At 54.2% G+C, this 16,718-nt stretch carries 11 protein-coding genes; 2 read left to right on the forward strand and 9 right to left on the reverse strand.

Features of this window, described 5'->3' with window-relative positions:
* Nucleotides 1-116: 116 nt before the first annotated feature.
* Both feoB and ACO0LM_RS00525 read right to left on the reverse strand, forming a co-directional pair.
* Nucleotides 117-2,000: a ferrous iron transporter B gene (gene feoB, locus ACO0LM_RS00520; RefSeq protein WP_423033288.1), complete on the reverse strand. Its 1,884-nt coding sequence runs from the start codon at nt 1,998-2,000 to the stop codon at nt 117-119.
* Entirely contained in the window at nt 2,000-2,299 is a 300-nt protein-coding gene (locus tag ACO0LM_RS00525; RefSeq protein WP_422981946.1) for a FeoA family protein, read from the reverse strand. The genes feoB and ACO0LM_RS00525 overlap by 1 nt, the downstream gene beginning before the upstream one ends.
* Nucleotides 2,300-2,542: 243 nt before the next feature.
* On the opposite strand from ACO0LM_RS00525, the gene ACO0LM_RS00530 reads away from it, so the two are divergent.
* Both ACO0LM_RS00530 and ACO0LM_RS00535 read left to right on the forward strand, forming a co-directional pair.
* Nucleotides 2,543-2,929, forward strand: a complete 387-nt coding sequence (locus ACO0LM_RS00530; RefSeq protein ID WP_423033290.1) for a hypothetical protein — start codon at nt 2,543-2,545, stop codon at nt 2,927-2,929.
* A gap of 116 nt (nt 2,930-3,045) precedes the next feature.
* On the forward strand, nt 3,046-3,255 hold the full coding sequence (locus ACO0LM_RS00535) for an MbtH family protein (protein ID WP_423033967.1): 210 nt from the start codon (nt 3,046-3,048) through the stop codon (nt 3,253-3,255).
* Between the two features lie 51 nt (nt 3,256-3,306).
* Here the strand turns inward: ACO0LM_RS00535 and ACO0LM_RS00540 are convergent, their stop codons facing one another.
* The 7 genes from ACO0LM_RS00540 to ACO0LM_RS00570 all read right to left on the reverse strand — a co-directional run bounded on the left by ACO0LM_RS00540 (nt 3,307) and on the right by ACO0LM_RS00570 (nt 16,235).
* On the reverse strand, nt 3,307-3,675 hold the full coding sequence (locus ACO0LM_RS00540) for a hypothetical protein (RefSeq protein WP_423033292.1): 369 nt from the start codon (nt 3,673-3,675) through the stop codon (nt 3,307-3,309).
* A 46-nt stretch (nt 3,676-3,721) separates the two neighbouring features.
* A complete protein-coding gene (locus tag ACO0LM_RS00545; RefSeq protein WP_423033294.1) occupies nt 3,722-5,143 on the reverse strand; it encodes an efflux transporter outer membrane subunit in 1,422 nt (473 codons plus the stop codon).
* 10 nt (nt 5,144-5,153) lie between these two features.
* Nucleotides 5,154-8,264, reverse strand: a complete 3,111-nt coding sequence (locus ACO0LM_RS00550; protein ID WP_423033296.1) for a multidrug efflux RND transporter permease subunit — start codon at nt 8,262-8,264, stop codon at nt 5,154-5,156.
* Nucleotides 8,261-11,401, reverse strand: coding sequence for an MdtB/MuxB family multidrug efflux RND transporter permease subunit (locus ACO0LM_RS00555; protein WP_423033298.1), 3,141 nt, complete (start codon nt 11,399-11,401; stop codon nt 8,261-8,263). The genes ACO0LM_RS00550 and ACO0LM_RS00555 overlap by 4 nt, the downstream gene beginning before the upstream one ends.
* 15 nt (nt 11,402-11,416) lie before the next feature.
* Complete coding sequence (locus ACO0LM_RS00560; protein WP_423033299.1) at nt 11,417-12,847, reverse strand: MdtA/MuxA family multidrug efflux RND transporter periplasmic adaptor subunit; 1,431 nt, start codon at nt 12,845-12,847, stop codon at nt 11,417-11,419.
* A 457-nt stretch (nt 12,848-13,304) separates the two neighbouring features.
* On the reverse strand, nt 13,305-14,432 hold the full coding sequence (locus ACO0LM_RS00565) for a LacI family DNA-binding transcriptional regulator (RefSeq protein ID WP_423033301.1): 1,128 nt from the start codon (nt 14,430-14,432) through the stop codon (nt 13,305-13,307).
* Nucleotides 14,433-14,570: 138 nt separating this feature from the next.
* Complete coding sequence (locus tag ACO0LM_RS00570) at nt 14,571-16,235, reverse strand: DUF5597 domain-containing protein (RefSeq protein ID WP_423033303.1); 1,665 nt, start codon at nt 16,233-16,235, stop codon at nt 14,571-14,573.
* Nucleotides 16,236-16,718 lie beyond the last annotated feature (483 nt).

Below are 16,718 nucleotides of genomic sequence, written 5' to 3' on the forward strand. Positions count from 1 at the left end.
TGGAGGCTCTGGAAATAAGCCTTGATTCTGTTTTTTGTGGCCTTGGGCATGTATTTCAATAGCAGGTATGCGCTGGCCAACAGCAATAACAAGCTGGCAATCAGGTTTTGCATTTCTCATCTCCCCAGCAGGTAAGTTGAAATATGAAAGGTCAGGAAAGAAGCCAGATAGGCCAGACCAAACAGGTAAGCGGCCATCATGACCGGATAACGCCAGGTATTGGTTTCGCGTTTCACCACGCTCAGTGTCGCCACGCATTGCGGTGCAAACACATACCAGGCCAGCAGTGACAGTGCAGTCGGCAGACTCCAGGACTGGGCAATCAGCGGTTCCAGCGAGCGACTCAGCTCTTCGCCAGACTGTGACAAGGCATATACAGTCCCCAGGGCTGCAACGGCGACTTCACGTGCCGCCAGGCCAGGCACCAGGGCGATACAAATTTGCCAGTTAAAGCCTATCGGGGCAAATACAAATTCCAGCAAACGGCCCAGTTGACCGGCAATACTGTAATAAATCGCAGGCTGATCTGCATTTGCCGGCGCACCGGGAAAGCTGCTGAGGAACCACAGCAATATCATCAGCGACAAAATGATGGTACCGACACGTGTGGTAAAGATCTTGATTCTCTCCCACAGGCCCAGCACCAGATTACGCAGATTCGGCCATCTGTAATCGGGCAGTTCCAGCATCAGTGCTTGTTGGTGGATTTGGCTACCCCATTTTTTCTTGAAGAAAAAAGCCACCAGCATGGCCGAGACTATGCCTGCCAGGTACAGAAAAAACAGCACCAGGCCTTGCAGATTGAGCACGCCCCACACGGCTTTATCAGGAATGAAGGCAGCAATGATCAGCGCGTACACCGGCAAGCGGGCAGAGCAGGTCATCAAAGGCGCAATCATGATCGTCACCAGGCGATCACGTGGATTTTGTATGGTTCTGGTCGCCATGATGCCGGGAATGGCACAGGCAAAGCTGGACAGCAGGGGAATAAAAGCGCGTCCGGATAAACCGACTTTACCCATGACCTTGTCCAGCAAGAACGCAGCGCGCGGCAGATAGCCCGAATCTTCCATCACCAGGATGAAAAAGAACAGGATGACAATCTGCGGCAAAAATACCAGCACGCTGCCAGCACCGCCGATTACACCCTTGACCAGCAAACCCTGCAAGATACCCGGCTGCAAGGCCGCTTCCACTGCAGCACCGCTTGCATCAATGACGGATTTGATCATGTCCATGGGCATTTGCGCCCAGGCAAATACTGCCTGGAATACCAGGAACATCAGGGTTGCAAAAATCACGGGGCCAACGACAGGGTGCAATACCCAGCTGTCCAGGCGATAGCTGAGGCTGATGTCATTGGCCGCATCAGCGGTTTGCGATACGCTCAATTGCAATACCGCATTGACTCTTTCTTGCAGTGCTTCGGGGCTTTGATTGGTCAACGCATGTGGCGTGATATTGGCCGACGGCACCAATTGCTGCGCCAGTGTTTCAAGTTGAGTCAGCAAGGCATCAATGCCCTGCGGATCAACCGCGACTGTTTCAACTACCGGTATATTCAGTGCTTTGCTGATGGCATCGATGTCGATATGGATATGGCGTTTTTTTGCGATATCCATCATATTGACTGCCAGAACCATGGGCTGACCAAGAGCAATCAGTTCCAGCACCACCCGCAAGCCACGTCGCAAGTTGGTGGCGTCCACCACGCATACTACGGCGTCTGGCATGGCTTCGTCGCTATGATTGCCGGTGACTACCTGCTGGGTGATTTCTTCATCCGGGGTGGCTGCATGCAGGCTATAAGTGCCCGGCAAATCCAATACCTGCCAGTCACGCCCCGCAGACGAACGAAACTTGCCTTCTTTGCGTTCTATGGTGACGCCAGCATAGTTGGCTACTTTTTGTCGCGCACCCGTCAATCTGTTGAACAGTGCAGTTTTTCCGCAGTTGGGATTGCCGACAAGAGCGATACGCGGAGAAAACAATTCTTTCACTATTTTCCTACTTTTCCTGAGTGAGTAACGCCAATTAATGCCGCTTCAAAGTTTCTTAATGCAAAAGTGGATTGGCCAATTCTGACTGCCAGAGGCTCACCACCAAAATAGCCCTTATGCAAAACCTTTACTGGTTCACCTTTCACAAAACCCAGTTCTTTCAAACGGCGGGTAATATTGAAAGCGGCATCACTTTTCGCATGATCCTGATCTTGTACATCAAGCACTATCCCTGAATCACCGACTTTCATCTGATTCAAAGTCATGGCGCCCGCTTGTTCAAATGGCAAATCATGCATGATGAGCTTCCCGTAAAGAATAAATGCTAAACCTAAATGATAATGAGAATATATATCAATACGGCTTTTGTTTCAATCGCCATGGCAGCAGATATTGATCGGATACTGCACTGATTTGATGCTGCGCAAGCGCGGACCAAGCGTAAATCAGGGTTAACATGTTTATTAAGCATTTATTTGTCTGTATTTTTATAATTTGTATATCATCTGCACTTCTCAAAGAAATCTGTAACTCAGTACACCATGAAAACAAACATATTCAGTCCGCTAGTATTGGCAGCCAGCCTGTTGTCAGCCTGCACCGGCTCTTCGAATGACAAAATGGATGTCGCGCATGAAATTTTTAGCCGTCACGCGTCCGATGCCACGATAGTCATTGAAAGCGGCACCGAAAAAATGTTTGAAAAAGGCAATGGCTTGTATTACGTTTGTGGCCGCGCCACCGTCAATCAGCCGGGCCTGGCGCGCGATCTGGTGCAGCGCTTCATCATCACGGTGAACCCGGACAAGCGCGGCATGACCCGATATGAAAGTACTGAAAATGGCAGGGTTGAAGATAAAGAGTTTCTGTCCTGGTGGGCAGAGAGATGCCAGGGATATGTATTGCCTGTAGCGGGTACAGCGAAGTAAAAGTGGTGTTGAAAAATAAATTAGTTGAGTATGAACCAATTTTCAACTACGACTGAAGTAAAATTGTGTGTCAGTATTGTCACTTTTACGAAAGCTCAATTTAAACAGGGCACATGATGACCAACCAGATTGATGATCAGTACGATGTCATAACGAATCACCAGGGTCACTATTCTATATGGCCGTCTGGCAAGGAAATACCCTTAGGCTGGCACCCATCCGGGATTAGCGGCTCCCGGGAGGACAGTTTGCGTTATATTTCGGAAGTATGGACCAGTACTCACCCTAGCTCTTTGCCGGATGCAATGAAATCTGCCGGAGAGTAGATGTCATGACTCAAAGATAAATAAGTCTGATCTTAGATCGTAAACAGGTTTTTACTCATCCGGATGTTCCTTCCTGAAACGCTCATTGGCCTCATCCAGATGTTTCACAACGACATGTGAAATGATATTTACACCTATGCCGCCGAACATCACGGGCAGAAGATACAGGGCGAGCGATACTTCAGAAACGAATATCGTATCGTCGGCCAGTGAGGGCGTTAATCTGGCGGCAGCCGCCAGAATTTGCAGGGTGTAGACGTCCAGTCCGGCGATAGCCACCAGCGCAAAACCCAGCATCAGCGTGGTTTGTCGCGAGATGGCCCGTTTCATCATCAGTACACTGTATAAGCCAAACGGCAGGACGAAAGAGATCAGCATCATCAGCCAGAATTTGATCTCCGAAAATACGGTGTTTTCCATAAACGTTTTCTAGATGCTTTTTTTGTATGATGTCAGGCATCCTACCTCAGGCATCCCATCGTCCAGCAACATTTTTTAATAGCTGACTGATAGCCGCCAGTTGGCGGTTGCGTACACTGAGCAAACTGCTTTCACTGCTGAATGCAGATGCCTGTGCAACTACGACGTTGAGATAACTGACGGTGCCGGCGCGATACTGGTCAAGCGTGATTTCCAGATTGCGCTGAGCCGCCTGCAACGCTTCTGATTGCAATTGCGCTTCCTGCTGCAATTGGGCATTCAAGATCAGGTTATCTTCGACTTCCTGCAAGGCCGTTAACACCACCTGCCGGTAGCTGGCAGTCAGTTGTTCAGCGCTGGCACGCGCCTGGGCGCTGGCCAGTTTTCTTTGGCCGCTATCAAAAATGGATTGCGTCAGGCTGCTGCCCAGCGACCATAAAAAATGTGGTGCACTGATCAATTGCCCCAGGGATGTGCCACGGTATCCGGCACTGGCAGACAGTGACAGCGAAGGAAAATAAGCCGCATCCGCCACGCCGATCTGCGCATAGGCGCTGGCCACGCGTCGCTGCGCAGCCGCAATGTCTGGTCTGCGTTCCAGCAAGTTTGACGGCAGCATGGCTGGCACCACTGGTGCCACAGGCAAGCTGGCGTCATGGCTTATCGTCAGTTCAGCCGGCTGCGTGCCTACCAGCACGGCGATGGCATGCGCCAGCACTGCGCGTTGGGCGGTCAGGTCAGCGCGTTGAGCCTGGGCGCTTTTGAGCTGGGTCTGCGCCTGCAGGACATCGGTGCGACCGGCAACCCCACCTTCATAGCGTGCCTGCGTCAGTGACAAGGAGCGTTCATACGCCTGAATGCTGCGATCACTGAGTGACAGCTGGGCATCAATAGTGCGCATGGAGAAATAGCTTTGTGCCAAGGTGGCCTGCGCCGAAAGCCGGGCTGACGCTAAATCGGCCATGCTGGCTTGCAGGGTGGATTGGGCCCCGGCACTTGCCTGTGACAGACGTCCCCACAGGTCAACTTCCCAACTGGCATTGGCAGTCAGGGACATGCTGTTGCTGGGGTTGCTGGCATTGGCGGACGTGGTTGCCGTCGGGCTGGCATCGCGGCTGGCACTTAAACCGGCCGACAGGCTGGGGTACATGGCGCTGCGGCTAGCTTCCAGCGCAGCACGCGCATTGGCGACCTGAGCAGCAGATACCTTGAGATTTTGATTATCGATGACCAGGCGGCGTTCCAGCTCATCCAGTACCGGGTCCTTGAACAGGGTCCACCAGTTGTCAGGTACCGGTGTGGCTGCCGCGTTTCCCTGTTGCCATGCACCACTTTCCTGGAATTGGGCGGTGGCGACAACGGGTGCCGGCGGATCAACTTTGGTGACTGCGCAAGCAGCCAGCATCATCGGTGCAAGCAGGGACGTCAGTAGCGGGACAGTATTTTTGTGACGAAGAGCAAATTTCATGAAATGCTACCTATTGAGTAATAGTCATTGCAGGTTCACCCGCGATGCCGGGGAATTTTTCCGGACGTGGCAAGCGTTTCCTGCGCAGTCTGTCCATCATGACGAAGACGACAGGCGTAGTGTATAAAGTCAGCAGTTGGCTGAGTATCAGGCCACCAACGATGGCGATACCCAAAGGCTGCCTTAATTCGGCACCATCGCCACTGCCCAGGGCAAGCGGCACGGCTCCAAAAATAGCAGCAAATGTGGTCATCAGGATGGGGCGCAAGCGCAGGCAGGCAGCACGGAATATCGCTGCCCCGGCAGTCGCACTGTAGGCACGCTGACGGCTGATGGCAAAATCTATCATCATGATGGCGTTCTTCTTCACGATACCTATCAGCAGAATCACGCCGATCAGGGCGATGATGGAAAAATCAGTATTGAACAAGATCAGTGCCAGCAATGCACCCACACCAGCAGACGGCAGGGTGGACAATATGGTCACCGGATGGATCAGACTTTCGTACAGTATGCCCAATACCAGATACACGGTAATGATGGCAGCAGCGATCAGGATCGGTTGTGATGACAATGATTGCTGAAACGCGTTTGCTGTCCCCTGGAAGCTGCCGCGTACCGATACCGGCACACCCAGTTCGGCCATTGCATTATTGATGGCCTGGGTGGCTTCGGACAAGGATACATTTAAAGGCAGGTTGAAACTGACCGTTGATGCAGGTGTGCCACTTTGGTGGTTGATCGACAATGGTGTATTGGTTGTTTCAAACCTGGCGATGGTGGAAAGCGGTATCTGCTTGCCTGCGCTGCTGGTCACATACAGGCGTTGAAATGTGGCTGGTCCCTGAAGATAGGGGCTGGCCAGCTCCATCACCACCCGGTATTGATTGAGGGGGTTGTAGATGACCCCAACCTGGCGCTGCCCAAAGGCATCGTTCAGGGTGGTGTCGATGGCACTCATTGATACGCCCAGGCGTGCTGCCGCATCGCGGTCGATCACGAGCGAAGTCTGCATGCCCTTGTCTTGCTGGTCGCTGTTCACGTCTGCCAGTTCAGGCAATTGTGCCAGGGCATTGCGTATGCGCGGTTCCCAGGTACGCAAGGCCTCCAGATCATCGGCCTGCAAGGTATATTGATATTGCGCATTGGATTGACGGCCACCTATACGTATATCTTGTGCCGCCACCAGAAACAGGTTGGCACCGGGCTCATGGGACAGCCGGGTACGCAGGCGGGTGATGACGACGTCTGCTGACACCTGGCGTTCACTGATAGGTTTCAGCGTAATGTAGAAGTTGGCTGAATTACTTTGCCCGCCGCCGGTATTGCCGCTGACATTCGCTACTGCCGGATCAGCGCGGACGATGGCCACAAAGGTGTTGAGCCGCTGCTGCATCATTTGAAACGAACTGCCCTGGTCTGCCTGTACGCCGCCGACAATGACACCGGTATCTTGTTGTGGGAAGAAAGATTTCGGAATGGCCGTGTACAGATAGACGTTAAGGACTATCACACCCAGCAACGCAATCAGGGCAATAGGTTGATGACGTAATGTCCACATCAGCGAATGGCGATAGCCGCGCATCACCAGACGATTGAGTTTTGCCATCATGCGGCCGATTTTCCCGGGTCGTTTGACGACATGCTGCTTCAGCAGCACTGCCGCCATCATCGGTGTCGTGGTCAGTGACACCAGCATGGAGATAAAGATGGCAGTTGACAGTACCACCGAAAATTCGCGGAACAGACGCCCAACCACGCCCCCCATCAAGAGCAGGGGAATAAATACCGCAACCAGGCTCAGGCTGATGGAAACGACGGTAAAGCCGATTTCGCGCGCACCTTTCAGCGCTGCTTCGCGTGGGCTTAATCCCTGTTCTATATATCTGCTGATGTTTTCAGAAACGACAATCGCATCGTCGACCACAAAACCGGTTGCCACTGTCAATGCCATGGCGGATAGATTGTCCAGGCTATAGCCGCACAAATACATGACACCAAGAGTGCCGGCCAGTGATACCGGCACGGCGACAGCGGGCAACATGGTGGCGCGCCAGTTACGCAAAAACAGCAGCACGACCAAGATCACCAGGCCTACTGCGATAGAGAGTGATCGTTCAACTTCACGCAGCGATGCGCGGATGGTCGGTGTCCGGTCACTGACGACATTCAGGTCGATGGCTTGCGGAATAGATGCCTGCAAACGTGGCAACAAGGCGCGCACACGTTCTACGGTTTCTATGATATTGGCACCAGGTTGTTTCAGCAAAAACAGGACGATAGCCGGTTTGCCGTTGGCGACACCGTAATTACGTACGTCCTGTACCGAATCAACTACTTCAGCCACATCACGCAAGCGCACTGCTGCGCCATTACGATAACTAAGAACCACGGGCGCATATTCAGCTGCCGTGCGGGCCTGGTCATTGGCACCGATTTGCCAGCTGCGACCATCTTCTTCCACTGAACCTTTGGGGCGATTAGCATTGGTGGCGGTCAGTGCCAGTCGCACGTTTTCCAGTGATATGCCTTTCTGTGACAGCTTGTCCGGGTCAAGTTCCACACGCACGGCTGGCAGGGCACCACCACCCACTGATACCTGACCAATTCCCTCTACCTGGGCCAGGCGCTGGGCCAGGACGGTAGAGGCGGCGTCATACATCTGGCCGCGCGTCAGGGTTTCTGAGGTGAGTGACAGTATCATCACGGGTGCGTCGGCAGGGTTCACTTTACGGTAAGTGGGGTTGCTGGGCAGGCCGCTGGGCAACAGGCTGCGTGCTGCATTGATGGCAGCCTGCACATCGCGCGCGGCACCATCAATATTGCGGTTCAGGTCGAATTGCAGGGTGATGCTGGTCGAACCCAGCGAAGAGCGGGATGTGATTTCACTGACACCGGCAATGCTGCCAAGCGCGCGCTCCAGTGGCGTGGCGACGGTTGCTGCCATGGTGTCCGGACTGGCACCAGGCAGCGAGGCATTCACCGAAATCGTCGGAAAATCAACCTGGGGCAAAGGCGCGATAGGCAGTAATTGAAAACCAATGACACCCGCCAGCGCCACACCCAGTGTGATCAGTGTGGTGGCTACCGGCCTTGCTATGAATGGCGCGGAAATATTCATAGACGGCTTTCTTTCGCCAGCCTTGCGGCTTCGCGCCTGCTGCGCCATTCAGCAAGTTTTTGCGCCTGGTGGGTAAAGCCCAGGTAAATGACCGGTGTGGTAAACAAGGTCAGCAACTGGCTGACGATCAGGCCACCAACCATGGTCACGCCCAAAGGGTGGCGCAATTCGTGGCCTGCACCGGTACCCAGCATCAGTGGCAATGCACCCAGCAAGGCGGCCATGGTAGTCATCAGAATAGGGCGGAAGCGCAGCAGGCAAGCCTGGTGGATGGCAGCACGTGGGTCCATGCCTTGTTCGCGCTCGGCATCCAGCGCGAAATCGATCATCATGATGGCGTTCTTTTTGACAATACCGATCAGCAGCACAATCCCGATGATACCCACCACGCCCAGGTCTTGCCCCGCTATCAGCAGTGCCAGCAAGGCACCCAGGCCGGCAGAGGGCAGGGTGGAGAGTATGGTGATAGGGTGAATATAACTTTCATACAGCACACCCAGTACGATATACATGGTGACCACTGCTGCCAGGATCAACAGCAGGCTGCTGCTGAGTGAAGCCCTGAAAGCTTCGGCAGCACCCTGGAAACTGGTTTCCACGCTGGGCGGCAAATCCAGTTTTTCTTCTTCAGCCCTGATGGCATCTACGGCACTGCCCAACGATGCACCACCCGCCAGGTTGAACGAGATGGTGACGGAAGGGAATTGCGCCACGTGATTGATCGCCAATGCAGCAGATTTGCTGATCACCTGTGCAACCGATGTCAGCGGCACTTGTATGGTGCTGGAACCACCGCTAGCCGATACCGATGTCCCGGGCACGTACAATCCTTCAATGGCGACCAGCCCGGTTTTGACATCTTTGGCCGCTTCCAACACCACGCGGTACTGGCTGGACTGGGTGTAGATGGTAGAGATCAGGCGCTGACCAAATGCATTGTAAAGGGCGGTATCAATGGCTGCGACAGTGACGCCCAGTCGGCCCGCCGCTTCGCGGTCTATCTGCACATAGGCTTGTTGGCCTTCATCCTGCAAATCGCTGGCCACGTCCGCCAGTTGCGGTAGTTTTTTCAAACGTGCCAGCAAGCGGTTGGTGGATGATGTCAGGTCTGCAGAGCTGGGGGAACTCAGCAAGAACTGGTATTGCGTCTTTGAAATGCGGTCTTCGATAGTGAGATCCTGCACGGGTTGCATATACGCCGTGATGCCAGGGATATGGGATGTGCTTTCATCCAGCCTGCGAATGATCTCGGACGCCGACGCCTGTCTTTGTGCGAAAGGCTTCAGGGTGATTTGCATGCGTCCGGTGTTGAGTGTGGGGTTGGCACCGTCCACGCCGATGAAAGATGCCAGATGATCAACATCGGGGTCTTTCAAAATGGCTTCTGCCACTGCCTGCTGGCGGGTGGACATGGCTTCAAAAGAGGTGGTTTGCGTTGCTTCGGTAATCACCTGTATCAAACCCGTATCTTGTACCGGGAAAAAACCTTTCGGCACCCAGACATACAAAATCGCTGTCAGTACCACGGTGAAGGCGAATACCAGCAGCGTGCTGGCTGGGCGGTCCAGTACCCAGTTCAGGGCACTGCCATAACGACTGACCAGTGCATCAAAACTGCGTGCACTCCATGCGCCAAGACGCGAATGTTTGATTTCATGCTCAGGACGTAACAGGCGGGCACTCATCATCGGTGTCAGCGTCAGCGACACAAAAGCAGAAATCAAAATGGCGACGGCCAGCGTGATGGCAAATTCATGGAACAGTCGGCCAACCACGTCACCCATGAACAGCAGTGGAATCAGCACGGCGATCAACGATACTGTCAGCGAAATAATGGTAAAGCCTATTTGCTTGCTGCCCTTTAAGGCGGCGGCCATCGGTGTATCACCTTCTTCAACAAAACGGGCGATGTTTTCTATCATGACGATGGCATCATCGACGACAAAGCCGGTGGAGATGGTCAGCGCCATCAGCGTCAGGTTATTGATGGAAAACCCGGCCAGATAAATGACACCAAAGGTGCCCACCAGTGACAGCGGCACCGCGACGCTGGGGATGATGGTGGCACTGGCGCTGCGCAAGAACAGAAAAATCACCATCACCACCAGGGCGATGGAAAGCAGCAGTTCGAATTCGGTATCGTCAACAGAGGCGCGTATGGTGGTGGTACGGTCCGCAATGACCTGCACATCGACCGAAGCAGGCAGCGAGGCTTTCAATTTGGGCAGCAAAGCCTTGACGCGATCCACAGTCTGGATGACGTTCGCCCCTGGCTGGCGTTGTACATTCAAAATCACGCCAGGCGTGCTGTCTGCCCATGCTGCCAGCCGCAAGTTCTCTGCATCATCTACTATCTGGGCGATGTCCTTCAGCCGCAATGGATTGCCATTTTTCCAGGCAATCACCAGGTTCTGGTATTCAGCGGCTGATTTCAACTGGTCATTGGCATCAATGGTGGATGCACGTTGCGCACCGTCAAAACTGCCTTTCGCCTGATTCACATTGGCTGAGACTATGGCCGAACGGATGTCATCCAGTGACAAGCCCAGTGATGCCAGGGTTTGCGGATTGGCCTGAATGCGCACGGCAGGGCGTCGCCCGCCAGCTATGCTGACCAGGCCTACTCCATCCACCTGCGACAGTTTGGGTGCCAGACGATTCTCTGTTAAATCATGCAGCTTGATGACCTGCAAAGAAGGTGAGGTAATCGCAATTGTCAGTACCGGTGCATCGGCTGGGTTGATCTTGCTATAGATGGGAGGCATGGGCAAATCACTGGGCAGCAAATTGCTGCCACTGTTGATTGCTGCCTGCACTTCCTGTTCTGCCACATCCAGTGACAAACCCAAAGAAAAACGCAGGGTAATGACAGATGCACCGCCTGAGCTGGTCGAGGTCATCTGGTTCAGGCCTGGCATCTGGCCGAACTGCCTTTCCAGAGGGGCAGTGACGGTGGTGGACATGACATCCGGGCTGGCACCTGGATAAAGCGTTGTCACCTGTATGGTCGGATAATCGACTTCAGGCAGCGCTGACAGTGGCAGCAGTCGATATGCCAGTATGCCCGCCAGCATGATCGCCAGCATCAGCAAGGATGTGGCGACGGGGCGTTCAATAAAGATTCTTGAAGGATTCATGATGGCTGCCCGGCTCTACTTGGAAGCGGCTGTGCTGCCAGCAGGCTGAGGTGCAGACGCAGCAGATGTCGCAGATACGGTGGCGGAAGTCGAAGCTGATGCCGATGCCGACGAGTCTGCCCCTTTATCCTTATTCCTGCCACGTTTGCCACCAGCGGGTGCGTTGGCACCGGCACGTTGTTTGGGGTCAGACGCGATGACTTCCACCTTGGCTCCTTCGCGCAGGCGGTCAACACCGTCGATCACCACTTTTTCACCCGCTTTCAAAGGGCCTTCTATCGCCATCCAGTCACCATCGACCGTGCCCGGTGTGATGACGCGTGTACTGACCGTGTTATCTGCATTGACCACGTAGAGGTAGAAGCCCTGGGTGCCGCGCAATACTGCCGATGGTGGAACTGCCAGCACATCGTTCAGCGTATCCATTTGCAGGGTGACGCTGACGGCCTGGTTAGGGAACAAGGCATCATCTGCATTGGCAAACACGGCCTTGACCTTGATGGTGTCGGTGGTGGTGTCGATGGCATTGTCAACCGTGGCGACGCGGCCAGTGGCCAGCAAACGCTTGCCACCACGGTCCCAGGCATTGACTGTCATTGCCGTGTTCGAGCGCAGGCGCGCCGTGATCAGGGGTACATTGGCGGACGGTACCGCAAATACCAGCGTAACCGGACGGGTCTGATTGATGATGACGATGCCGTTGGCGTCAGATGCCTGCACCACATTACCGATGTCAACCTGTTTCAAGCCAACCCTGCCTGCGGTGGGGGCCAGCACGCGGGTATAAGATAATTGAAGTCTTGCGCTGGCGACGGTGGCCTGATCTACCTTGACTGTGCCTTCAAGCTGATGCACCAGTGCTTGCTGAGTGTCAAGTTGCTGTTTGGGGACAGCATCTTTAGCGAGCAGGTCGCGATAACGTGCCAGGTCAATATTGGCGTTATCCAGTTGTGCCTTGTCACGGGCCAGTGCACCTTCCGCTTGTCCCAGCGTGGCTTCATAGGCGCGCGGATCAATCTGGGCCAACAACTGGCCAGCGCTGACCTGCTGTCCTTCAATGAAATGCAGGCGCTGGAGCACGCCATTCACTTGCGCATGGACGATCGCTGTATTTGATGCAGTGACACTGCCTATGGCGTTAACCATCACCTTGATATCCTGCTTGCGTACTGTCTGTATGGATACCGGCTGTATCGTATTGGCACCGCCAAAGCGTCGCCCGCCTGCGTTGCCGGCAGGGGATTTGGCGGTTGCGCTGGCGGCATCAGCCGTGGTCTCGGGGCGCGATTTCCACCACCAGATGCCGCCGGCACCTATCACCGCCACTGTCAACAACAAGGCCAGCAGACGAGGCTGGCTACGTCCTGCCTGATGACGCAAAACCTGTGCAGACTGAGCCAGAGGCTGGATGCGCTGTGTAAGCAAATCAGTGAATTTGTTGTTCATTTTATTATTGAAGGTAATAAATTATTAATATTTTCAGTTTACACCGGTAAACCGTCAGGTCGATGGCATTATTGCCACGCGGCTAGTCCATGGCAGAATTATGGCGGGTAGCGGTGTCGCCAATGTTACTTAATGTATTGTTTTAATGCTTATTGAAACGAAACGGCAGTTTTTTGCTTCGTCTGCGTCATGATTTGATGCTGCAAGCTACAGCATGTGAAGGGTAAATGGAAGGTGTCAACTGGGACGTTGCGGAATTCTGGTTTGAATTCTGCTCTGAATTCGCTGGAGTATTGGCGGAATGTAGATGCTGCCGGAGGGACGTATTGCTTTGAATATGCGGCAGTTTTCGTCGTTCTGAACGCAAGGCGGGGCTTGCTTGCCTGCCAGCATTCATGTCAGGCAATGGCAGATTGATGCGCTGCATACCTGTTACACAACAGGCGTGCTGCGCGTTCTAAAGTCTTACCTTGGACAGCATTTTGGAGCGCGGACGCAGGCGCGGGGCGGCGTCTGATTGGCGACGCACCAGCACGTGTTCTATACGTGTGTGCTCCGGTGCTTCTGGCACATCATTGCGTTGTGCGCGGATTTGTCGCAGCAATAATTGCACCGCCGCTTCGGCCATATCGGCAATAGGTTGGCGCACGGTGGTCAGTTCTGGCCAGATGGTGGTTGCCAGTGCCGTGTCATCGAAGCCGGCAACGGTCAGGTCGCCCGGTACATCCAGACCCAGCCGGTGGGCAATGGCGACCACGCCAGCAGCCATATCATCGTTGCTGGCAAAGATCGCTGTGGGGCGTTCATCCAGACCCAGCAAGGCTTCTGCAGCATCCAGACCGGAGCGATAGGTGAACATGCCCTGGACAATCAATTCCGGTGCATTGTCTACGTGTTTTTCAGCGATGGCAGCCTTGAATCCCTCCAGCCGGCGGGCGCTGGCACTTTGATTGGGGTGGCCAATGATAAAGCCGATGCGATGATGGCCCAGCGAAATCAGATGATTAGCCATCGCATAGGCCGCATGGAAGTCGTCGACGCTGATACTGCCCATGCGCGGGTCAGGCTGGCCACAGGCAACCATCACCGCTGGCGTGCCGGATGCGGCAATCAGTTCGATCAGACGCGCAGAATCGCATAAGGGCGGCGGCAGGATAATGCCGTCGACACCATTGGCAATCAGGCGTTGGGCCTGTTCAACGTCATGTTCATCGGCTTCACATTTTTCGACCACGAGCTGTATATTGTTGGGACTGGCCTGATTCAGCAGACCCACCAGGAATTCACTCAAATAACCCGCGCTCGGATTGCTATACAAGAACCCGAAACGGATAGTGCGCAAACCGGCCAGGCGGCGTGCGGCCTGATTGGGAATGTAGTTCAGTTCAGTAATGGCGGCATCGACGCGCAGACGGGTTTGTTCACGCACATTGGTATCGCCGTTCATCACACGTGACACGGTCATTGACGATACCCCGGCCAGCCTTGCAACGTCGGACATGGTAGGCGCATGCAGCCGGCTGTCGGCGGTGGGCGCTACTGGTGCTGCTGGCGCTGGGTTTTGCTTCACCTTGCTTTTTGTCATCTGCCTTGAAAATCCGTTAAAAATGAGCTTATGTTAGAGTCCAACTTTACCACAAGGGATGTTGTGTTGGGCTAACATGCTGTGGCAAGCCTATTTCATGGGCGCCTCTCCACGTTGCGGAAGCGGCGCAGCTAGCCTTCAACGATACCGGTAAAGCTGCAGCTTTTGTATTGAAAACTCCCGGTTCGACAACATGATCTGTCGCCCTTGGTGGCTCTCATCGCCATTGAGCCAGCGCCCTTCCACCCATTTGCCATTTTCATAGCTGCCTTCCGTGATTTTTGCGAAGCCAACCAGTCGGGCATGATCGCTGGCATCCTTGAAGGTGACGGTCAGACCTTTGCCTGCTATCAGAAATTCGTTATCGGACAAGCGAATGATCAGGCCGCCATGGGCTTCCAGGTCTTTGGTTTCAGTTTTGCTCCAGCGGTTGTTCAGGTCAACCTGCAGCGCAAAAGAACCCATGGTGACTTTTTGTGGGGTGAAATCGACCGTGCCTTCATAGGAGACGTGGGCCTTGAAGCCGCGCATATTGCCGCTGCCCTGATGCTGGGCAATGACTGGTGCCAATTGCCTGAGTACCCGAAAAGCCTGCGGCAATGTGTCGTCTCCCTTGCCCGTGCTGTCTTCTATACCAAACGGTGAAAACCCGAAAGCATCATGCTCGCCTATGGAATAGAAAGCTTTGGCGGCGGCGTCGTGTCGGCCTGCATTGTTTCCCTCTGGCACAAACAGCGGGTTATTCGGACGCTTGAACTGCACTGCCCATTCGGTAAAGTTGGGGAAGTAGGTGTCGATGGCCAATACGTCAATAGAAGGCGCACCGGCCTTCCAGACATCAAACAGGTGTGGCAGCGGCCCTGCACTCGGATATTCGCCCGGCTTCTTGCCAGGGCGATTCAGCGCCGCATTGACATACATGGGCAGCGGATAGGCGGATTTGCCGGCGGCAGTCATCGCTTCAACGAAACGGGCGTAAGACCATGCCTGAAAAATCTCTTCCGCAGCGATGCTGGCACCGAATACTTCGGTCCAGGTGCCGTTCATGCGATTGCCATTGGCAGCCCACAGTGTTTTGACGGACGTGTGCAGGTCGGCGCGATTCGCCTGCAGATAGTCCATCAAGGCCTTGGGCACCGGGCCCTTGAATGCGGTATTGGCCAGCGTGCCATAGTCGCGTGCGTCTGGCAGCATGCCGATTTCGTTCTCGACCTGGATCATGATGACGGTGCGTTGCGTATCGACTTGTTTGAGATGGGCAAGCAAAGCCTGGTAGGCCGCTGTATCAGCCGTCAGCGTATTCGGGCCAAACGGAGTGAGTATTTCTTGCGCTATGCCATTGCGGTTTCGTGACAGCGGGAAGCGTTGCTGATCCTGCTTGACCCATGCCGGGACATAAGTGGACATGGAATTTTTCCAGGCGCCGAACCACAGCAAGATCAACCTGATGTTGTTGGCGCGGGCTTGCTGCAACATGCCATCGAGGATGGTGAAGTCGAAGCGACCTTCGACAGGCTCAATCTGATCCCACTCCACGGGTGCCAGTACCGTGTTGATTTCTGCGGTTTTCAAAGCAGGCCACAGCTTGTTGAGATAAGTCAGGCTGGACGCAGACGAATTATGCAATTCACCACCCAGAACCAGGAAGGGCTGGTCGTCAACCATGAGTTGTGTGGCCGAGCCTTGCTTGCGTAAATAGGGAATGGTGTCGGCGGCGACTGCCATTGAGCAGTCCAGCACGGATAGCAGGAAGACTGAGGTGAACAGCCAGGCACGGTGTGCACAGTGTTTCGGGGTTTTCATTGCATTCCTTGCGTTATATCGAAAAAACCACCGCCTACGCCATCAGATGGTGGATAGACGGTGGGTCAATCCGCCCGATCAGGATCAGGCGGCAAGTGAGAAGGTGAGGCACCTGGACTGGAAGCCTGGCTGCGAATCTGAGCATACTTCCTGCGCTGACAAGTGTACGCAAGATGCCAACGCCGGGAATGCGATTCGATGACTCAGTGATGCTTAGTCAGTGAATTGGCCAAAGTTTTCAGTAAGGATCAAATCCTGGAACCCAAGTGCTTATTTATGGTCGCGGACGCAAGAAGGCCGGCCGTTGTGGTAATTGCGCATCTTCAGACCTTGGATGGGCGGCGTTTCTGCTCGTGGCATGAAGGACAGCCAGGCGGTGGCATTTCATAGGCATTGATGTCTCCAGATTCGGTTTTTACCGCTGTTTTTTTGTTTTTAGCCGGCTTTTTTATGTAAATTGGTAGCGCGACCATTTTTAGTTTA

The organism is Undibacterium sp. Di26W, from assembly GCF_049340265.1.
Lineage (GTDB): Bacteria > Pseudomonadota > Gammaproteobacteria > Burkholderiales > Burkholderiaceae_D > Undibacterium.